Annotated in this window: 22 protein-coding genes; 15 read left to right on the top strand and 7 right to left on the bottom strand. The window is 62.6% G+C overall.

All coding sequences use genetic code 11. The features are described from left to right. Positions 1–3: 3 nt before the first annotated feature. The gene (locus KF827_RS07900; protein ID WP_291003052.1) at positions 4–897 is read right to left on the bottom strand and encodes a LysR family transcriptional regulator; all 894 of its coding nucleotides are present in this window, start codon (positions 895–897) and stop codon (positions 4–6) included. An 89-nt stretch (positions 898–986) separates the two neighbouring features. Further along, the gene (locus tag KF827_RS07895) at positions 987–1,310 is read right to left on the bottom strand and encodes a BON domain-containing protein (RefSeq protein WP_291003049.1); all 324 of its coding nucleotides are present in this window, start codon (positions 1,308–1,310) and stop codon (positions 987–989) included. Between the two features lie 360 nt (positions 1,311–1,670). Between KF827_RS07895 and KF827_RS07890 the strand changes: the two genes are divergently transcribed. Both KF827_RS07890 and KF827_RS07885 read left to right on the top strand, forming a co-directional pair. Continuing rightward, positions 1,671–2,129 (top strand): sigma-70 family RNA polymerase sigma factor, encoded by a 459-nt coding sequence (locus tag KF827_RS07890; protein ID WP_291003046.1) that lies wholly within the window; start codon positions 1,671–1,673, stop codon positions 2,127–2,129. Between the two features lie 148 nt (positions 2,130–2,277). Then, positions 2,278–2,469: a hypothetical protein gene (locus KF827_RS07885; RefSeq protein ID WP_291003043.1), complete on the top strand. Its 192-nt coding sequence runs from the start codon at positions 2,278–2,280 to the stop codon at positions 2,467–2,469. A gap of 70 nt (positions 2,470–2,539) precedes the next feature. On the opposite strand, the gene KF827_RS07880 is transcribed toward KF827_RS07885, so the two are convergent. Further along, positions 2,540–2,692 (bottom strand): DUF3309 family protein, encoded by a 153-nt coding sequence (locus KF827_RS07880; RefSeq protein ID WP_367273127.1) that lies wholly within the window; start codon positions 2,690–2,692, stop codon positions 2,540–2,542. Positions 2,693–2,776: 84 nt separating this feature from the next. Next, entirely contained in the window at positions 2,777–3,058 is a 282-nt protein-coding gene (locus KF827_RS07875; RefSeq protein WP_291003038.1) for a hypothetical protein, read from the bottom strand. A gap of 194 nt (positions 3,059–3,252) precedes the next feature. On the opposite strand from KF827_RS07875, the gene KF827_RS07870 reads away from it, so the two are divergent. The 7 genes from KF827_RS07870 (at position 3,253) to KF827_RS07840 (ending at position 9,992) form a co-directional block, all read left to right on the top strand. Further along, complete coding sequence (locus KF827_RS07870) at positions 3,253–3,732, top strand: hotdog fold thioesterase (RefSeq protein WP_291003035.1); 480 nt, start codon at positions 3,253–3,255, stop codon at positions 3,730–3,732. Between the two features lie 59 nt (positions 3,733–3,791). Then, positions 3,792–4,964: an isovaleryl-CoA dehydrogenase gene (locus tag KF827_RS07865; protein WP_291003032.1), complete on the top strand. Its 1,173-nt coding sequence runs from the start codon at positions 3,792–3,794 to the stop codon at positions 4,962–4,964. Positions 4,965–4,966: 2 nt separating this feature from the next. Continuing rightward, positions 4,967–5,383 carry a RidA family protein gene (locus KF827_RS07860; protein WP_291003029.1) on the top strand — a complete coding sequence of 139 codons (417 nt, stop codon included), beginning with the start codon at positions 4,967–4,969 and terminating at the stop codon, positions 5,381–5,383. A gap of 14 nt (positions 5,384–5,397) precedes the next feature. Further along, positions 5,398–6,531 (top strand): acyl-CoA dehydrogenase family protein, encoded by a 1,134-nt coding sequence (locus KF827_RS07855; RefSeq protein WP_291003027.1) that lies wholly within the window; start codon positions 5,398–5,400, stop codon positions 6,529–6,531. A 72-nt stretch (positions 6,532–6,603) separates the two neighbouring features. Next, positions 6,604–8,379: a potassium/proton antiporter gene (locus tag KF827_RS07850; RefSeq protein ID WP_291003023.1), complete on the top strand. Its 1,776-nt coding sequence runs from the start codon at positions 6,604–6,606 to the stop codon at positions 8,377–8,379. 28 nt (positions 8,380–8,407) lie between these two features. Then, positions 8,408–9,025 (top strand): 2-hydroxychromene-2-carboxylate isomerase, encoded by a 618-nt coding sequence (locus KF827_RS07845; protein WP_291003020.1) that lies wholly within the window; start codon positions 8,408–8,410, stop codon positions 9,023–9,025. A gap of 4 nt (positions 9,026–9,029) precedes the next feature. Further along, on the top strand, positions 9,030–9,992 hold the full coding sequence (locus tag KF827_RS07840) for a DMT family transporter (protein ID WP_291003017.1): 963 nt from the start codon (positions 9,030–9,032) through the stop codon (positions 9,990–9,992). A gap of 7 nt (positions 9,993–9,999) precedes the next feature. Here the strand turns inward: KF827_RS07840 and KF827_RS07835 are convergent, their stop codons facing one another. Together KF827_RS07835 and KF827_RS07830 are read right to left on the bottom strand one after the other, a co-directional pair. Continuing rightward, positions 10,000–10,887, bottom strand: a complete 888-nt coding sequence (locus KF827_RS07835; RefSeq protein WP_291003014.1) for a Crp/Fnr family transcriptional regulator — start codon at positions 10,885–10,887, stop codon at positions 10,000–10,002. Between the two features lie 49 nt (positions 10,888–10,936). Then, positions 10,937–11,524, bottom strand: coding sequence for a hemerythrin domain-containing protein (locus KF827_RS07830; RefSeq protein ID WP_291003010.1), 588 nt, complete (start codon positions 11,522–11,524; stop codon positions 10,937–10,939). Between the two features lie 106 nt (positions 11,525–11,630). On the opposite strand from KF827_RS07830, the gene KF827_RS07825 reads away from it, so the two are divergent. Next, on the top strand, positions 11,631–12,434 hold the full coding sequence (locus tag KF827_RS07825) for a sulfite exporter TauE/SafE family protein (RefSeq protein WP_291003007.1): 804 nt from the start codon (positions 11,631–11,633) through the stop codon (positions 12,432–12,434). Here the strand turns inward: KF827_RS07825 and KF827_RS07820 are convergent, their stop codons facing one another. Next, positions 12,435–13,214, bottom strand: coding sequence for a DUF2189 domain-containing protein (locus tag KF827_RS07820; protein WP_291003005.1), 780 nt, complete (start codon positions 13,212–13,214; stop codon positions 12,435–12,437). It abuts the gene before it with no gap. 252 nt (positions 13,215–13,466) lie between these two features. Here KF827_RS07820 and ccoN point away from each other — a divergent pair, with 252 nt between their 5' ends. Genes ccoN through ccoG form a run of 5 tightly spaced genes read left to right on the top strand, consistent with a single transcriptional unit; the run spans position 13,467 to position 18,335 of the window. Continuing rightward, positions 13,467–14,966 carry a cytochrome-c oxidase, cbb3-type subunit I gene (gene ccoN, locus KF827_RS07815; protein ID WP_291003002.1) on the top strand — a complete coding sequence of 500 codons (1,500 nt, stop codon included), beginning with the start codon at positions 13,467–13,469 and terminating at the stop codon, positions 14,964–14,966. Between the two features lie 12 nt (positions 14,967–14,978). Continuing rightward, positions 14,979–15,704 carry a cytochrome-c oxidase, cbb3-type subunit II gene (gene ccoO, locus KF827_RS07810; RefSeq protein ID WP_291002999.1) on the top strand — a complete coding sequence of 242 codons (726 nt, stop codon included), beginning with the start codon at positions 14,979–14,981 and terminating at the stop codon, positions 15,702–15,704. Between the two features lie 14 nt (positions 15,705–15,718). Next, positions 15,719–15,898, top strand: coding sequence for a cbb3-type cytochrome c oxidase subunit 3 (locus tag KF827_RS07805; protein WP_291002996.1), 180 nt, complete (start codon positions 15,719–15,721; stop codon positions 15,896–15,898). Positions 15,899–15,903: 5 nt separating this feature from the next. Continuing rightward, on the top strand, positions 15,904–16,779 hold the full coding sequence (ccoP, locus tag KF827_RS07800; RefSeq protein ID WP_291002991.1) for a cytochrome-c oxidase, cbb3-type subunit III: 876 nt from the start codon (positions 15,904–15,906) through the stop codon (positions 16,777–16,779). Positions 16,780–16,832: 53 nt separating this feature from the next. Next, positions 16,833–18,335, top strand: a complete 1,503-nt coding sequence (gene ccoG, locus KF827_RS07795; protein WP_291002988.1) for a cytochrome c oxidase accessory protein CcoG — start codon at positions 16,833–16,835, stop codon at positions 18,333–18,335. The last annotated feature ends 22 nt before the right edge of the window (positions 18,336–18,357 follow it).

The following is an 18,357-nucleotide window of genomic DNA, read 5'->3' as shown; positions in this document are numbered from 1 at the left end:
TGGCTAGTGTCCGATAACCGGGCCGGGCTTGTCCCAGCTATAACCCTCGGCATAATTCAGCAGCAATTGCAGCGTAGCTGAGGCCTCGCCGCGCCAGGCCAGCCCGATGGAATGGCTGACGCGCAATTCGGCCAGCGGCAGATTGGCCACGCGTTCGCGCGCGCCATCCAGCAGCCAGCTCGGCAGCACCGCCAGCCCCAGACCGGCTTCCACCAGCGCCAGCAAAGCCGCATCGCTTTCCGCCCGGCCGACGATGCGCGGCCTGACGCCGTTGCTGTTGAACAGCTTTTCCGAAGCCGGCATAACCTCGGCCTGCGGGCGGATCACGAAGGCCTGGTCGTGCAATTCGTTCAGCTTCACGCTGGCGCGATGGGCCAGAGGATGCTGCAGCGGCAGCGCCAGGCGATAGCGCTGGCGCAACAGGGCCAGGCTTTGCTGATCGCTCTGGCCGCCATCCAGCAAAGTGAGCGCGGCATCGATGCGGCCAAGCTCCAGTCTGCGGCGCAGGGTGGGGGCGGGGGCTTCCAGGGTTTCGATTGCCACATCGGGATGCGCGGCCATGAAGCCGCCGAGCAAGCCGCTCAGGCCTCGGGGCGGCAACCCCAGCATATGGCCCAGACGCAGCCTTTGACGCGCCGGTTTGGGCAGGCGCAATTCGCGCCGTGCCGCGGTCCATTCGCTCATCAGCACCCGGGCGCGCGGCAGAAAGCGGGCACCGGCCGGCGTAAGCAGCGCGCCGCGACCGCCGCGATCCAGCAGCACGGCACCCAAATCCTCCTCCAGCCGTTTGATGCCGGCCGACAGGGTAGGCTGGCTCACATTGACGCGCTCGGCCGCCTTGGTGAAGCTGCCGGTCTCTACCACCGCCAGGAAATAGCGTATCTGCGAGATGTTCATCGGCCGCCTTCTCGATCCTGGCCGACTATTCCGGCCAGGATCGAAAATAGCAAGCCGCTATGGCTGGCTCGCTGACAGATAGACGATTGCTATTTTACCACAAGGTCGTTTTTCACCGAGCGCACGCCTTCCACCGAGGCAGCGAGCTGGCCGGCTTTGGCTTTGGCGGCGCTGCTGTCGACGAAGCCGCTGAGTTGCACCATGTCCTTGAAGGTTTCGACGCTGATCTGCATCGACTTCAGGCCGGGCTCGTTGAGCAGGGCGGTTTTCACCTTGGTGGTGATGACCGAGGAATCGACGAATTCGCCGGTCGATTCACGGCTCGGCGCTGAGGAGCATGCGGCCAGAGTGGCGGTGGCAGCCGTAAGGGCAAGGGCGGCGAGCAGCATGCGAAACGGCTTGGCGGGGGTCATGGCTTTGTCCTTTCAGGATCGTTTGGTGTTGCAGGTCGGCAGAAATCTGCCGGTGAACTGCAAACGCCAAATGATACAAAAAGTTCCATAAGCGTAGAGGCGGATCATAATACCGCTGCGCTAGAACAAGTAAAAACCTTGTCCCGGCCCAATAATCGCCCGAATTCCCCTCAAACTCATAAATCAATAGAAACCCAATGATTTGGGTGCCCTTGAATAATTGTAATCGGCGCGGTTTCTCCGCCGTTATTTAATAGGAGTATTGTTATGGAATGGAACGGAATCTGTTTTAATACTGCTTCTGCGGATGTTTCGCCCCAGCATACTTCCATCCTGGAGCGAAACAGGCTGGAGCAGGAAATGCTGAAATTCCTGCGTCCGCTGCGGGCCTTTGCCCACAGCCTCACGCGCAACAGCGCCAATGCCGACGACCTAGTGCAAGACACCATGGTGAAGGCGCTGAGCAATTTCGACCGCTTCACGGTGGGCAGCAACATGTCGGCCTGGTTGTTCACCATCATGCGCAACACATTCTGCTCCAATCAGCGCAAGCATCGCCGCGAAGTGCTGTATGGCGATGACGACAGCATCGCGCAGCTTGCGGTGCGGCCATCCCAGGAAGGCATCGTGGAGATGCATGAATTGGGCGCAGTGCTGCGCAGCCTGCCCAAGAATCAGAATCAGGCTTTGCGCCTGGTGGTGTTGTCGGGCTTGTCTTACGAGCAGGCCGCCGAGATCAGCGGCTGTGCGCTTGGCACCATGAAAAGCCGGGTAAACCGCGCGCGCGGCCGGCTGCAGGAAGCGATGGCGGTGGAATGACGCCGCTTTAATCGCATGCAGGGAACCATGGGCCGGTTGGCGCGTTTTGCTTCCGTGGTCGCTGACAACGTAAACCCGTGACCACGCAAACCCGTGGCCGGAGGGCCGCATTATAATTGTAGCCGCATTATAATTTTAGGAGGACAGCATGAGCACCCATCAGCAGAATCCGAAGCCGCAATCGCCCAAACCGCAGGTGCCGCAGAAGCAGCAGGATCAGGCGCAGCACAAGCCCCAGCAGCAGGGCCATGATCGCGGCCTGGGCAACCTGTATCAGGATCCGAGCCAGAAGCAGGACAAACAGAAGGCTCCGCAAACGCCGCATCCGCAGCGCGGTTAAACAACCTGGCTGCGAAAAGAAACCCCGCCGGTTTTGCCGGCGGGGTTTTTTGTGGGCGATGGCACGGACGCTATATGCGTCCGGTGAGTAGCAGGATCAGCAGAACGATCACCACGACGGTGAATATGCCGCTGGGGCCATAGCCCCAATTGCGGCTATAGGGCCAAGCCGGCAAGGCGCCGAGCAACATCAGGATCAGAATGACGAGAAGAATGGTAGACAACATGATTTGGCTGCCTTTTCTTTTTTGTTGAGGTATCGATGAAACGCCGCAGTGGCGGCAAAAGTTCCAGCCTTCCGACGAAAATTATGCACCGGTCTTGCTGGGGCCATCGGGTTGGTCGTCGCTATAACCCAACTGCTCCAGCGCGTTGCCGACCCGCCGCAGCTTTTCGCTTGTGCTGCCTTCGGGTTCCGGGCCGGTCATGCTCTCTTCCGAGGCAACCAGTTTGAGCCGCAGGGTGTAATCCCAGTTCTTCAGCAGCTTGATCTTCTGCTCGCGGCTGAATTCGTGATTGTCGAGGATATCGTTCGGGCTGGCGAAGTGCCGTTCGGTATCCTGCAGGGCACGTTCAAATGCATTGGGCATGATGCAACCTCCTGAGATGGCTTTAGCTCCATCTAAAACGCCTCGGCGGGCATTTGGTTGCATGGCTGCTGATAGAAATATGCAATACCTGGGATTGAAAGAATTGATTTCATCTATTGCTGCGGTTTGGCTAGGTTTTCCGCCAGTCGAATCCCGTCCGGTTTGAAGGAAGGGGAGCATTGCAGGAGGAAACCATGGCCAGCCCAGAGCAAGCGGCCCCAGCCAGCTTCACCGCGCCGGACCCCGGTTTCGAAGCCCGCTGCCGCGACAGCTTCAGCCGCCAGCCGGCCATGCACCTGATCGGCGCCAGCATCGCCGCCCTGCGGCCCGGCTTTTGCGAGGTGCGGCTGCCGCATCGCCTCGAGGTGACCCAGCAGCATGGTTTCGTGCATGGCGGCGTGCTGGGCATGATCGCCGACAGCGCCGCCGGCTATGCCGCCTATAGCCTGTTTCCTGCCGACAGCACGGTGTTGACGGTGGAATACAAGCTGAACTTGATGGCGCCGGCCGATGTGGATGAATTGCGCGCCCGTGGCCAGGTAACGCGCTCGGGCCGCACGCTCACCGTGGTGGCCATGGATGTGATCGGCATCAAGGCTGGCCGCGAGGTGCATTGCGCCACCGGCATCGCCACCCTGATCTGCATTCAGGGGCGGCCGGATACGGGCCGCTGACACTGGCTGCCGAACCAGCCTTTCCGCTACACTGAACAAAAGTACGAGGAGACGCCATAATGATCAGCAACACCTATCCGACGCTGGATTTCGATCTCGGCGAAACCGCCGACATGCTGCGCCAGAGCGTGCGCGGTTTCGTGGATGCCGAACTGGCGCCGCGTGCCGACGAGATCGACCGCAAGGATGAATTCCCCCGCGATCTGTGGACCAAGTTCGGCGATCTCGGCCTGCATGGCATCACGGCGGCCGAGGAATATGGCGGCGCCGGCCTGGGCTATCTGGAGCATGTGGTGGCGATGGAGGAAGTAAGCCGCGGCTCGGCTTCCGTGGGCCTGTCCTATGGCGCGCATTCCAATCTCTGCGTCAATCAGATCAACCGCAACGGCAACGACGCGCAGAAGAAACGCTATCTGCCCAAGCTGATTTCCGGCGAACATCTGGGCGCCCTGGCGATGAGCGAACCCAATGCCGGATCGGATGTCGTGTCGATGCGCCTGCGCGCCGACAAGAAGGGCGACCGCTATATCCTGAACGGCAGCAAGATGTGGATCACCAACGGCCCCTCGGCCGATGTGCTGGTGGTTTATGCCAAGACCGACCCGGCCGCCGGCCCGCGCGGCATCACGGCGTTTCTGATCGAAAAGGGCTTCAAGGGGTTTTCCATTGCGCAGAAGCTGGACAAGTTAGGCATGCGCGGTTCGGAAACCGGCGAACTGGTGTTCCAGGATTGCGAAGTGCCGGAGGAGAATGTGCTGGGCCAGGTGGGGCGCGGCGTGAACGTGCTGATGAGCGGCCTGGATTACGAGCGCGCGGTGCTTTCCGGCGGCCCGCTGGGCATCATGCAGGCGGCGATGGATATCGTGATTCCCTATGTGCATGAGCGCCAGCAATTCGGCCAGCCGATCGGTACGTTTCAGCTCATTCAGGGCAAGATCGCCGACATGTATACCGAGATGAATGCGGCGCGCGCCTATGTTTATGCCGTGGCGAAAGCCTGCGACAAAGGGCGCACCACCCGCAAGGATGCCGCTGGCGCGATCCTGTTCTCGGCCGAGAAGGCCACCAAGCTGGCACTGGATGCGATCCAGATCCTGGGCGGCAACGGCTATATCAACGACAATCCCACCGGCCGCCTGTTGCGCGATGCCAAGCTGTACGAGATCGGCGCCGGCACGTCGGAAATCCGGCGCATGCTGATCGGCCGCGAATTGTTCGAGGAAAGCAAATAAGCATGGTGCGGCATATCTCCTCGGGCTCCACATTTGAAAAAGTGATGGGTTATTCGCGCGCCGTGGTGGATGGCGACTATGTCTTCGTATCCGGCACCACCGGTTTCGATTACGCCACCATGACCATCAAGGATGACGTGGTGGCGCAGACCGAGCAGATTTTCCGCAATCTCGCCAAGGCGCTGGGCGAGGCCGGCTGCAGCCTGGATGATGTGGTGCGGGTGCATTACTACCTCACCGATGCGGCGGATTTCGAGCGTATCGCGCCGATCTGCGGCCGGCATTTCGCCAAGGCCTTGCCGGCTGCCACCGCACTGATCATCGGCCTGATCGATCCGCGCATGAAGATTGAAATCGAGGTGACGGCGCGGTTGCCGCGCGGCGAGAGCGTGCCGAGCGTGCAGCAATCCACCGAATAGGCAGGAGACAGCCGATGCTGAGCCAGGACCAGAGCATGATCCGCGACATGGCCCGCGATTTCGCCCGCGAGCGGCTGGCGCCTGGTGCCGCCGAACGCGACCGGGTGGGCGAGCCGCCGCTGGACCTGCTGCATGAAATGGGTGGGCTTGGCCTGCTCGGCATGGGCGTGCCCGAGGAATGGGGTGGCGCGGGGGCGGATTTCCTGTCCTATGTGCTGGCGCTGGAAGAAATCGCCGCGGCCGATGGCGCGGTCAGCACGATCATGTCTGTGAATAACAGCCCGGTATGCGCGGCGATCCTGCGCTATGGCAACGAGGCCCAGAAGGAAGCCTTTCTCAAGCCGCTGGCGCGCGGCGAATGGATCGGTGCCTTCTGCCTCACCGAGCCGCAGGCCGGCTCGGATGCCGCCGCGCTGAAAACCCGCGCCCGCCGCGTGGATGGCAAATGGGTGATCGACGGCGTGAAGCAGTTCATCACCTCGGGCGGCATTGCCAAGGCGGCGCTGATCTTTGCCGTGACCGATCCTGAGCAGGGCAAGCGCGGCATATCCTGTTTCCTGGTGCGCACCGATACCCCCGGCTACAAGGTGGCCAGCGTGGAGCGCAAGCTGGGGCAGAAATGCTCGGATACCTGCCAGATCGTGCTGGAGGGCCTCACGGTGGGCGACGAGGCCCTGTTGGGGGCCCAGGGCGAGGGCTATCGCATCGCCCTGGCCAACCTGGAATCCGGCCGGATCGGCATCGCTGCCCAATCCGTAGGCATGGCCCGGGCTGCCTTCGAGGCGGCACTTGCCTATGCCGGTGAGCGCCAGGCCTTCGGAACCGCCATCATCAACCACCAGGCGGTGGGCTTCCGGCTGGCCGACATGGCTACCCGCATCGAGGCGGCGCGGCTGATGGTGCATAACGCCGCCCGGTTGAAGGATGCCGGCCAGCCCTGCCTGAAAGAAGCCAGCATGGCCAAATTGTTTGCGTCTGAAATGGCGGAACAGGTATGCTCTGATGCGATCCAGATTCACGGCGGCTACGGCTACCTGGCCGACTTCCCGGTTGAACGCATCTACCGCGACGTACGCGTGTGCCAGATCTATGAAGGCACCAGCGACGTGCAGCGCCTGGTGATCAGCCGTTCCCTTGCAGCAGGATAAAAAGCTGCGGGATAAGTAACCGCCACCGGATGCTGGACCACATCTTGGTGTTGCCATAGCGAGGCGGGTATTTTGGGTCAGGCCAACGAGATTTTGTTTGTTGCTTCACTGTTGGTTCTGATCAGCATTCTTGCCGGTTCTGCTTCCAGCCGCTTCGGCGTGCCTTTCCTGCTGGTCTTTCTGGGCCTTGGCATGCTGGCCGGGGTGGATGGCCCCGGCGGCATAGAATTCAGCGACTATCAGCTCACCTATACCGTCGGCTCGGCGGCGCTGGCGATCATCCTGTTCGATGGCGGCCTGCGCACCAAGATGAGCATCGTGCGCCTGGTGGCCGGACCCTCGCTTGTGCTGTCCACCGTCGGCGTGCTGGCCACCGCAGGCATCGTGGGCGCGGTGGGGCATTACATCCTCGGCTTCGGCCTGCTGCAATCCTTCCTGATCGGCGCGATCGTGGGCTCTACCGACGCGGCGGCGGTGTTCTTCCTGCTCAACGTGAAGGGCATGGCGCTGCAAAAGCGCGTCACCGGCACGCTGGAAGTGGAATCCGGCATCAACGATCCGATGGCGATCTTCCTTACCCTGGTCTGCGTGGAATTGCTGCGCCTGGGCCAGCCGCCGGATAGCTGGCTTCTGCTGTTGAATTTCCTGGTTCAGATGCTGGGCGGCGTGGCCATCGGCGTGGCCGGCGGTCTGCTGCTGGTGTTGTTGTTCAACCGCGTGCAGGTGGCCGGCGGGCTTTATCCCATCGTGGCGATGGCAGCCACCTTGCTGATCTTCTCGGGCGCGCATTTCGCCCATGCCTCGGGTTATGTGGCGGTGTATGTGGCGGGCCTGATGCTGGGTAACCGACGCCATCGCGGCGCCCAGGTGATCCTGCGTTTCTACGATGGGCTGAGCTGGCTGGGCCAGATCGTGATGTTTCTGCTGCTCGGCCTGCTGATGACGCCGAGCCAGTTGGAGCCAGACATATTGCCCGGCCTGTTGATTGCCGCCGTGCTGATCGTGCTGGCCCGGCCGGTGGCGGTCACGCTCTGCTTGCTACCGTTCCGCTATAGCTGGGCGGAAATCGGCTTCATCTCGTGGGTGGGTTTGCGCGGGGCAGTGCCGATTTTTCTGGCCACGATTCCGGTTCTGGCCGGTTTGCAGCATGCCAGTATCTATGTATCGGTGGCATTCTTCTGCGTGTTGTTGTCGCTCACCCTGCAAGGCTGGACCATCGGCCTGGCGGCGCGGCTATTCGGCCTGGAATTGCCGCCGCAGAAAGATTCCGCCAGCCGTGCCGAGATCGATCTGGGCAACACCGCAGACCGCGATATCGCCAGCTATCAGGTGCAGCCCGGCGCACCTGCCCTGGGCTATGTTTATGCCGAATTGCCCATGCCGCGACGCTGCCGCATCATCGCGGTGATCCGCGAGGGCACGGTGATGGATCGCGCCAAGCTGGAAAGCCTGCAGCCTTCCGATTACCTGCTGGTGCTGGCGCCGCCCGAGCAGCTCTATTCGCTGGACCGGCTGTTCACCAACCAGGAAAAGCAGCGCAAGGGCCGCAGCACCGGCGAGGAGGTGTTCGGCGAATTCGCCGTGCAGGGCGATACCCCGGTGGGTGTGTTGGGCGAGATGTATGGCTTTCCGGTGGAGGAGAAATTCCGTGCCGATCCGGCCGGAGCCTATATCCGCAAGCGATTGCGCCGCGGCGCCGTGGTAGGCGACCGCGTGCGGGTGGGGCCGGTGGAGCTGGTGGTGCGCGAGATCAAGCATGATCGCATCGCGATGGTGGGCCTGGAGCTGGAGCCGGAAGAGCATCCGCTGCTGCGCCGGATGCGCCGCGCCTTCGGCTTCAAGGCGTGATCAGAAAAACATAAACCAGGAGGAAATCATGACGGCACCGTTGGAATTCTATTTCGATTTCTCTTCCCCCTATGCCTATATCGGCGCGATGCGGATCGACGAACTGGCGGCCCGCCATGGCCGCAGTGTGGATTGGCGTCCGATGCTGCTGGGCGTGGCGCTGAAAGCCACCGGCAGCCAGCCGCTCACCGGCTATCCGTTGAAGGGCCAGTATTCCACCCGTGATTTTGCGCGTTCGGCCCGCGAATACGGCATTCCCTTCAAGATGCCCACGCGGTTTCCGATCCCCACCCAGGCGGCGGCGCGCGCGGTGCTGTGGCTGAAACAGCATGATCAGGCCGGTGCCGCGAATAGGGCGGTGCCGTTTGCCAAGGCGGCCTATACCGCTTTGTTTGTGAACGACACCGATATCTCGTCGCCCGACGCGGTGCTGGATGTGGCGGAAGGCCTGGGCATAGATCGTGCGGCGCTGGCCGCCGGAATCGAGGATCCGGCGATCAAGGATGCCTTGCGGGCGCAGACCGACGAGGCCGTGCATCAGCGCGGCGTGTTCGGTGCACCATTCGTGTTCGTGGACGGCGAACCCTTCTGGGGCGCCGACAGGTTCGAGATGATCGAGCGCTGGCTCAAGCGCGGCGGTTGGTAACCCGGTGTCCGGAACTGTGCCCAAGGCAGGGTGGGAGACGGGCGGCAATGCGGCGCTGCTGGCACCGCTGGGGCTGTGTGTCACCGCGCTGCTTTGGGGCGGTATGATTCCGATCTCCCATTCCCTGGTGCATCAAGTTTACAATCCGGTTTTCCTGGCCACCCTGCGCTACATCGCGCCGCTGCCGGTGCTGCTGGCGATGTGCCTGGCATTCGAGCGACGCTGGCCGTTCAGCCGCGATCTGCCATGGCCGCAATTGCTGTGGCTGGGCCTCTCGATGGCGATTTTTTCGCTGCTGTTTGCCTATGGCGTGCTGTTGTCGGAACCGGTGCGGGCGGCCATCGTGATGAGCAGCAATCCGTTGCTGGCCACCATTCTGGCCAAGGCGATGTATCGCACGCCGCTGGTGCGGGGATTCTGGCCGGCATTGGTAGCCGCCATCATCGGCGGTGCGATGGTGGCGCTGGATGCGGCGGGGCCGCGCCGCGCGGCTGCTGGCGGGCCGCCGGTTCCGTATCTGGGCGAGATGATGCTGATCACCGCCAATCTGGTCTGGGTCTGGTATTCCCTGAAAGCGCAGCAATGGCTGGTGCCGCGCCGCATGAGCCAGTTGCGCATCAGCCTGCTCACCACGTTCACCGGCTGTCTGGTGATGCTGGCGGTGCTTGCCGTCATGGAGCCGGTATCGCCCGGCCGGCTGCCGCAAAGCTGGCCCGATGGCGGCACGGTGCTGATGATCCTGTGGATGGGTGTGGGCGCGGCCGGCATAGCGATGGCGCTGTGGAATTACGGCGTCAGCCGCGTGGGCGTGCCTGTCGCTTCGATCTATGGCAACCTGGCGCCGGTATTTTCGGTGGCCATCGCCACGATGATGTTCGGTGCCAGCCTGTCGTTGCAGCAATTGTTCGGCGGGGCGGTGATCCTGGGCGGCATCGTGATGATGCAATGGCAGCAACTGCGCCGCTGAATGGCGCTCAGGTGCCGCTCAATTCCTGCAGCAGGGCGGGCTTGGCCAGTCGCACCAGTTCGGCGCTGTCCAGCGTGATGGCGCCCATGGCGCGCAGCTTGCTGAAACCGCGGCTTACGGTTTCAACCGTCAGGCCCAGATAATCCGCCACATCGGCACGCGCCATGGAAAGCCGCAGCGGATTTGTGGGCAGGCCGCGCTGCTGGGCGCGGCGGCGCATCATCAGCAAAAACGTGGCCAGGCGTTCCAGCGCAGTCTTGCGGCCGAGCAGCAAAATCTGTTCCTGCGCCAGCGCAAGTTCGTCGGCGGCCAGGGCATAAAGCCGCTGTTCCAGTGCGGGCACCGATTGCATCACGGCGCGGAAGCGCTGGCGCGGATAACGGCAGAGATGCGTGGGGCTGAGCGCCTCGGCGCTGTAGTGATTCTCGTCCTCCACCGCCAGGCCGAGGAAATCCCCGGGGCCCATGAAACCGGTGATCTGCCGGCGGCCATCGGCCAGCGATTTAGACATCGCCACGCAGCCGGCAGTGATGGTGTAGACATAATCCGCCGCATCGCCTTCCTGGAAGATGGATTGATGCGGCTGAAGGCTGAGATGTTGCACCAGGCCGGCCAGCAGAGTCTGATCGTCTGGCTCCAATGCGCCGCAGATCGTCAGGCCGCGAACCGTGCAGGCCTGGCAGGCGAAGGCCTGGCAGGTGCTGGCATGGTGGCCGGCAAGCGAAGCATCGGCATCGGTTTGAGCATGGGCGGCGATACCGGCATGCGCCGCTGCGCCGGCCCGAGGGGACCGGGCGCCGTGGGATTGGGCGCCGGATTTCGATCTGGTTGCCGATGCTGTGCCGGTGGCTTCCGTGGCGGGAGCGTTGGTGCCGGCCGATGCGAGACTTGGCATACGGGTCCGATCAAAAATATAGAGACGGCTCCACCTTACCGCGAATCGCTCAACTCAACAATCGTTTTCGCGCGCGCATAGCGCGATTCCAGCTGCGTAAATCCTGTTCGGTCAGTCGTGCCCTGGCCACTGGCAGGATGATGGCTTCCTCCCAGGCAAGATGGCGGCGCTGCTGTTCGGCGAAAGCGGCCAAGCTTACCAGGATGCCGGCCACATCCTCTGGGTCCAGCCCCTCGGCCAGGGCATCGCATTCGGCGGCGAGGCTGAGCGCGCGCTGGGTGTCGCGGCGATGTTCGTCGCTGAGCTGGCGGATCGCGGGTTCAAGGTCGTCGCCCAGCAGCAGGCGCTGGCGCAGCAGCGGCAGCAGGCCTTCTTCTTCTTCCGCCACGATGGCGGGAAAATCCTGGCGCAGATAGGCAGCCAGCGCCGGCCCCAGTTGGCTGAGCGTGTCGGGGCCGGAAAGCGGCAGCCGGTCGATCATGGCGCAGATGCTGAGCAGCGCCATGCGCTGGTTGAGCATCGTTTCAAACGGCGACGCCTCGGCATCCGACGATTGCGTGAGTGCGGAATGAATCCGCCGCAATCCCGGCGAAAGCGTTGCCGGCTGGGGATAGGGAAGGTCGCTGTTGCTGGACATGATGGCAGGCTAGGGCTGCGGCGGAAAAGCGCATTGACGTAGATCAAGCTTGCGTTTTGCCGGTTTGCGATAGTGATATGCGCTGGCCGTGTCCCCGGAGTTTCGCATGTTTGCCGATTGGAGTTCGTTTCTGAATGCCTGCCGCTCGCTGATGGCGGGCGAGATCGGCCTGGCTTTGCCGCAGCTCGGCCTGCCGGCCAGTCTGTTTCTGCTCGGCCTGGTGGGCGGATTCAGCCATTGCGCCGGCATGTGCGGACCGTTCGTGCTGTCGCAAACCGGGCGCCGCCTGGCTGCGCAGCCGCTGGATGGCAGCGCATCCGGCCTGCTGCTGACGCGGCTGACCGGCATTGCGTTGCTGCCTTATCATCTGGGGCGCGGCAGCATCTATACCGTGCTGGGGGCTGCGGCCGGCGGGTTGCTCGGCGGCACCGGTCTGCTGCTGGGCCATGGTGCCTTGCCGGGCTATGCATTGCTGCTGATGGCCGCGCTGTTTCTGCTGCAGGCCTTTGTGCAACTGGCGCCGCGCCTGGGGCTGGGCTTCGTGCTGAACTGGCATTTCGATATCGGGGCAGGCTTTGCCGAACGCATAACGCGGCCGTTGGCGCCGTTATTCAACAACCCAACCGGACTGGGGGGATTCGTGCTTGGTCTGGGGCTGGGCTTTTTGCCGTGCGGGCTGCTCTACACGGCTTTGCTGGCCGCTGGCGCCAGCGGTTCGGCGCTCAGCGGTGCGCTGGCCATGGCGGCCTTCACGCTGGGCACATTGCCGGCTTTGCTGATCGTGGCAGCGCTTGGCAGCTATGCCGGCCGGCGTTTCGGCGCGGCCATGCGCTGGTGGCTGCCGGTTGTGCTGGTGATCAATGCGCTGGCTGCCGGCGCCATGGCGCTGCGCTGGCTCGGCAAGCTCTGATCACACCACCAGATCCTTGTAGGCATGCCAGGTGGCATGTGCCACCAGCGGAAACAGCAGCCCCAGTCCGACAAAGAAGGTGGCGATTCCCATCGCGGTGAACAATACGATCAGCCCGGCCCAGAGCAGCATCGCCTTGGGATTGCGCCGCACGGCATTCACGCTGGTGACGATGGCGGTGACCGGGTCTACATCGCGGTCTACCAGCATGGGCAGCGAAACCGCCGAAATGGCGAAAGCGAGCAGGGCGAAGATGCCGCCGAGCAGGCCGCCAATCACCAGGAAGGGCAGATTGGCCGGTTCCAGCAGATGGAAGGGCAGGGCATCCAGCGGCGGCGTGGTGCCATTGAAATACAGTGCGAACCACAGCAGCGCCACGCGCACCCAGGCGAAATGCAGCAACAGCAGCACCAGGCCGAACAAGGCCACCTGCATCGGCCGGCGCCATTCGGTGAGGATGGAATAAAGATCCACCGGCAGCCCGGCAGACAGGCGGCGGCTGGTTTCATACAGCCCGACGGCAGCCAGCGGAGCGATCAGGAAAAAGCCTCCCGCCATGGGAAGGAAGAGATACAGCATGTCGTAGCGCGACAGGCCGAAGACCAGGAGGAAACTAAATCCGACCAGACCTGCGCCATAGGCCAGGCTGACCTGGGGAGCGCGCGTGATGTCGCGCCAGCCAAGGATCAGCCAATACCAGGGGCGGTCGTCGGGCACGCGGCGCACCAGGCCGGTGGGCATGACGGCCATGGGACTCGCATCGGTATTGTTCAGGCTCATTCCCATCCTCCCAAACTGCGACCGATTCTCATCAAAAAAACTTCGATGTTTAATCGAGCAATTTTCGCACTTGCCGTATCTGCTGCCGGCAATTCTACTACGTCGACCGGTTCCCGCCGGTTAAGAGTGCGACACGCCGTCGCGCCCCTGCGTCATTTAGGCCAATATCACTTCTGGCAGATTGATTTGTATCAATGCCCGCCGCAGAAGCAAACCCCAAAGTAGCCTCGCCTATTCAGCAATGAGGAATCCATGAGCTCCACCACAGCCAGCCTCACTGGCGCCAGCCCTATCGGCGCCAACCCGGCGGACGCCTACCATGAGGATGTGGTTCGCGCCTTCGTGATCGCCACCATCTTCTGGGGTGTGGCGGCTTTCGCGGCGGGCGTATACATCGCCTTGCAACTCGCCTTTCCGGCCCTGAACCTGGGGCTGGAATGGACCAGCTTCGGCCGTCTGCGCCCGTTGCATACCTCGGCGGCGATTTTCGCCTTCGGCGGCAATGCGCTGCTGGGATCCTCGTTCTACGTGGTGCAGCGCACCTGCCGGGCCAGCCTGTTCGGCGGTGCAGCCCCGGCCTGGTTCGTGTTCTTCGGCTATCAGTTCTTCATCGTGCTCGCCGCACTGGGCTACATGCTGGGCATCACCCAGAGCAAGGAATACGCCGAGCCGGAATGGTATGTGGATCTCTGGCTCACGCTGGTCTGGGTGGTTTACCTGGTGATCTTCGTGGGCACCCTGATCAAGCGCGAGGAGCCGCATATCTATGTGGCCAACTGGTTCTACCTCGCCTTCATCATCACCGTGGCGATGCTGCATATCGTCAACAATCTGGCGATACCGGTTTCGCCGTTCTCCACCAAGAGCTATTCGCTGTTCTCCGGCGTGCAGGATGCGCTGACGCAATGGTGGTATGGCCATAACGCGGTGGGCTTCTTCCTCACCGCCGGCTTCCTGGGCATGATGTATTACTTCATTCCCAAGCAGGCCAAACGCCCGGTTTACAGCTATCGCCTGTCGATCGTGCATTTCTGGTCGCTGATCTTCCTCTATATCTGGGCCGGTCCGCACCATCTGCATTACACCTCGCTGCCCGATTGGGCTTCCACGCTGGGCATGGTGTTTTCGGTGATGCTGTGGATGCCTTCCTGGGGCGGCATGATCAACGGCCTGATGACCCTGTCTGGTGCCTGGGACAAGCTGCGCACCGATCCGGGGCTGCGTTTCTCGGTCACCGCCGTGGCTTTCTACGGCATGGCTACTTTCGAGGGCCCGGTGATGTCGATCCGCCAGGTGAATGCCTTGAGCCATTACACCGACTGGACCATCGGCCATGTGCATTCCGGTGCGCTGGGCTGGAACGCCTTCATCACCTTCGGCATGCTCTACTATCTGGTGCCGGCCTTGTGGAAGCGCGAGCGGCTGTATTCGATCCGCCTGGTATCGTGGCATTTCTGGACCGCTACCATCGGTATCCTGCTCTATATCACCTCGATGTGGGTGTCTGGCATCATGCAGGGCCTGATGTGGCGCGCCTACGATCAGCTCGGTTTCCTGCAATACAGCTTCGTGGAAACCGTGCAGGCCATGCATCCGTTCTACATCATCCGTGCGCTGGGCGGCCTGTGCTTCCTCACCGGTGCGCTCATCATGGTCTACAATCTGTGGCGGACCGCGCGCGGCGATGTGCGCGACGAGGCGCCCTATGGCGGAACGCGGGGTGCCAGCGCACCCTCCACGGCCGCGGCGTAAGGAGAGCGTTCCATGTTCATCAAGCATAGCATCATCGAACGCAACGCCATCCTGATGGGGGTGCTCACCCTGATCACGGTTGCCATTGGCGGCCTGGTGGAAATCGTGCCGCTGTTCACCATCGAAACCACCATCGAGAAGGTGCAGGGCATGCGGCCCTATTCGCCGCTGGAACTGGCCGGCCGCAACATCTACATCCGCGAGGGCTGTTATGTCTGCCATAGCCAGCAGATCCGCCCCCTGCGCGATGAGGTGGAGCGTTATGGCCATTACAGCCTGGCCGCCGAAAGTATGTATGACCATCCGTTTCAGTGGGGCTCGAAGCGCACCGGCCCCGATCTGGCGCGCGTGGGCGGCAAGTATTCCAACGAATGGCATGCCGCGCATCTGATCGATCCGCGCTCGGTGGTGCCGGAATCGATCATGCCGGGCTATGCCTTCATGGCGGAGCGGCCGTTGCAGATGGCCGATGTGGCCGATCATCTGAAGGCCCTGCGTGTTGTGGGCGTGCCTTACAGCGACGAGATGGTGGCCCAGGCCAAGGCCGATCTGGCTGCCCAGGCCGATCCGGATGCCGATACCGACGGCCTGCTGAAGCGTTACCCGAAGGCCAAGACCGGCGATTTCGACGGCAACCCGGCGCGGCTGACCGAACTGGATGCATTGATCGCCTATCTGCAGATGCTTGGCACCCTTGTCGAATTCGACAAGGTGCAGCCCGGCAGCCTGCGGCAATAGGAGAGGAGGGCACCATGAGCCTCGTCGAAGCCTATCCCTGGCTCCGTTCGTTGTGGACGCTGTGGTTTTTCCTGTTGTTCGTCGGGATCATCGTATGGGTGATGTGGCCGGGCCGCCGTTCGGCCTGGGACAAACTCGGACGGATCCCGCTGCAGGAAGACGATGCACAGCCCCAGATGCGTCATAGGAACTGAACGCCATGCCCACAAAGATTGAAAAAGACAGCCTCACCGGCACCGAGACCACCGGCCATGAATGGGACGGCATCAAGGAGCTGAACAATCCGCTGCCGAAATGGTGGCTCTACACCTTCTATGCCTGCGTGCTGTTCTCCGTGGTGTGGAGCGTGCTGTATCCGTCGGTGCCGGGCATCCGCAGCTATTTTGCCGGCATCACCGGCAGCCATCAGCGCAAGGATGTGGAAGAGAAGCTGAGCGCCGCCGCAGCCTCGCAGGCACAGTATCGCGACAAGCTGGCCAATCTGGATTTTGCGGCGATCCGCAACGATCCTGAACTGACCCGCTTCGCGCTGTCGGGCGGTCGCGTGCTGTTCGCCGAGAATTGCGCGCCATGCCATCAATCCGGCGGCGTGGGCGCCAAGGGCTATCCCAACCTGGCCGACGACGATTGGCTCTGGGGCGGCAGCATCGAGGCGATCCACCAGACCCTGCGCAACGGCATCCGCTGGCCGGGCAACGACGATACGCGGCTTTCGCAGATGCCGCGCTTCCTGGCCGATGGCATGCTCACTGCGCCGCAGGTGAATGCCGTGGCCGATTACGTGCTGTCGCTGTCTGGCCTCGGCCCGGCCAATCTGCCCACGGTGGCGGAAGGCGCCAAGATCTTCGCCGAACAATGCGTGGCTTGCCATGGCGAGCAGGGCAAGGGCAACCGTGAACTCGGCGCCCCCAACCTGACCGACAAGATCTGGCTTTATGGCTCGGACAAGGCCTCGGTCGTGCAGACCATCGCACAGAGCCGCAATGGCGTGATGCCGGCCTGGAGCGGCCGCCTGGATCCTGCCACCATCAAGATGCTTGCATTGTATGTGCATGCGCTGGGCGGCGGCGAATGATCGGCGCGAGACTGAACAGACCGGCTATGTGAACGGAGCCTGGGGTGGCAGACGTGAACCAGATACCCAGCAAGTCGGGCCTCAAGCCCGAAGCGGAAAGCCATGCCGAGGCTGCCCATTCGGATGCAGTCCTGGGCATGTTCGCCCCCTCGCTTTATGCCGACCATGTGAAGGTGTATCCGCGCGCGGTGTCGGGCTATTTCCGCAACATCAAGTGGGGTGTGCTGATCCTCTGCCTGGCGCTGTATTATATCGGCCCGTGGATCCGCTGGGATCGCGGGCCGAATGCGCCCGATCAGGCCTTGCTGCTGGATATGGAAGGCCGGCGCGGCTATTTCTTCTGGATCGAAATCTGGCCGCAGGAAATCTATTACATCACCGGGTTGCTGATCCTGGGCGCGGTGGCGCTGTTCCTGGCCACCGCTTTGTTCGGCCGCATCTGGTGCGGCTATACCTGTCCGCAAACCGTGTGGACCGATCTGTTCATGCTTGTGGAGCGCTGGATCGAGGGCGACCGCAATGCCCGCATGAAGCTGGACAAGCAGCCGCTGAGCCTTGCCAAGGCCTGGCGCAAGATTGCCAAGCATACGGTGTGGCTGCTGATCGCTGCGGCCACCGGCGGCGCCTGGATCATGTATTTCCAGGATGCGCCCACGGTGACGCGGGAAATGCTCACCGGCCAGGCCGGCATGGGCACGTATTTCTTCTTCGGCCTGTTCACCGGCACTACCTACCTGCTGGCCGGCTGGGCGCGTGAGCAGGTTTGCACCTATATGTGCCCCTGGCCGCGCTTTCAGGCCGCGATGCAGGATGAGCATACCCTGGCCGTGACCTATCAGGGTTGGCGCGGCGAAACCCGTGGCAGCCACAAGGCGGGCCAGAGCTGGGAAGGCCGGGGCGATTGCGTGGATTGCCGCGCCTGCGTGAATGTGTGCCCCACCGGTATCGATATCCGCGATGGCCAGCAGTTGGAATGCATCGGCTGCGGCCTGTGCATCGATGCCTGCGACGACATCATGGCGAAGGTGGACCGGCCGCTGCGGCTGATCGATTTCGTCTCGATGGAGAATCTGGAGCGTCGGCCGAAGAAACAGCCGCAGATCGTCAAACTGATCCGCAGCCGCACGGTGATCTATTCGGTGATGCTGGTGGTGGTGGCTGCGGTGATGGCCGCCGCGCTGCTGTTGCGCAGCGATGTGGAGCTGAATGTGCTGCATGATCGTGCGCCGCTATTCGTCACCCTGTCGGATGGTTCGTTGCGCAACGGCTATACCGTGAAGGTGCTGAACAAGCGCCGCGAGACCGTGCAATATCGCCTCAGCCTGGATGGTCAGCCCATGGCGGGCCTGTTCCTGGGCGGCGAGCGCGATGCCGGTTTGCAGAAGGAACTGGTGCTGGATGTGGAGCCCGACAGCGTGGGCGAGTTCCGGCTGTTTGTGCGCATGCCGCGCGAAGCCATCAAGGGCGCCAGCATGGATGTGGAGCTTGTGTTGCGCGATGCAGCCACCGGCCGCAAGGCGACAAGCTACGACACCAAGTTCAACGGCCCGAACTGACATTCACGTTACAGGAGGGGTG

This window comes from Ferrovibrio sp. (assembly GCF_019636075.1).
Taxonomy (GTDB): Bacteria; Pseudomonadota; Alphaproteobacteria; order Ferrovibrionales; family Ferrovibrionaceae; genus Ferrovibrio.
This window is presented reverse-complemented; position numbering and strand designations above follow the sequence as displayed.

Coding starts and splice junctions, on each gene's coding strand:
- KF827_RS07855 (WP_291003027.1), top strand. CDS start 5,398: ATGCTGAGCCAGGACCAGAGCATGATCCGCGACATGGCCCGCGATTTC.
- KF827_RS07825 (WP_291003007.1), top strand. CDS start 11,631: ATGTTTGCCGATTGGAGTTCGTTTCTGAATGCCTGCCGCTCGCTGATG.
- KF827_RS07860 (WP_291003029.1), top strand. CDS start 4,967: ATGGTGCGGCATATCTCCTCGGGCTCCACATTTGAAAAAGTGATGGGT.
- KF827_RS07835 (WP_291003014.1), bottom strand. CDS start 10,887: ATGCCAAGTCTCGCATCGGCCGGCACCAACGCTCCCGCCACGGAAGCC.
- KF827_RS07885 (WP_291003043.1), top strand. CDS start 2,278: ATGAGCACCCATCAGCAGAATCCGAAGCCGCAATCGCCCAAACCGCAG.
- KF827_RS07895 (WP_291003049.1), bottom strand. CDS start 1,310: ATGACCCCCGCCAAGCCGTTTCGCATGCTGCTCGCCGCCCTTGCCCTT.
- ccoN (WP_291003002.1), top strand. CDS start 13,467: ATGAGCTCCACCACAGCCAGCCTCACTGGCGCCAGCCCTATCGGCGCC.
- KF827_RS07865 (WP_291003032.1), top strand. CDS start 3,792: ATGATCAGCAACACCTATCCGACGCTGGATTTCGATCTCGGCGAAACC.
- ccoO (WP_291002999.1), top strand. CDS start 14,979: ATGTTCATCAAGCATAGCATCATCGAACGCAACGCCATCCTGATGGGG.
- KF827_RS07845 (WP_291003020.1), top strand. CDS start 8,408: ATGACGGCACCGTTGGAATTCTATTTCGATTTCTCTTCCCCCTATGCC.
- KF827_RS07870 (WP_291003035.1), top strand. CDS start 3,253: ATGGCCAGCCCAGAGCAAGCGGCCCCAGCCAGCTTCACCGCGCCGGAC.
- ccoP (WP_291002991.1), top strand. CDS start 15,904: ATGCCCACAAAGATTGAAAAAGACAGCCTCACCGGCACCGAGACCACC.
- KF827_RS07830 (WP_291003010.1), bottom strand. CDS start 11,524: ATGTCCAGCAACAGCGACCTTCCCTATCCCCAGCCGGCAACGCTTTCG.
- KF827_RS07900 (WP_291003052.1), bottom strand. CDS start 897: ATGAACATCTCGCAGATACGCTATTTCCTGGCGGTGGTAGAGACCGGC.
- KF827_RS07805 (WP_291002996.1), top strand. CDS start 15,719: ATGAGCCTCGTCGAAGCCTATCCCTGGCTCCGTTCGTTGTGGACGCTG.
- KF827_RS07875 (WP_291003038.1), bottom strand. CDS start 3,058: ATGCCCAATGCATTTGAACGTGCCCTGCAGGATACCGAACGGCACTTC.
- KF827_RS07820 (WP_291003005.1), bottom strand. CDS start 13,214: ATGAGCCTGAACAATACCGATGCGAGTCCCATGGCCGTCATGCCCACC.
- KF827_RS07890 (WP_291003046.1), top strand. CDS start 1,671: ATGCTGAAATTCCTGCGTCCGCTGCGGGCCTTTGCCCACAGCCTCACG.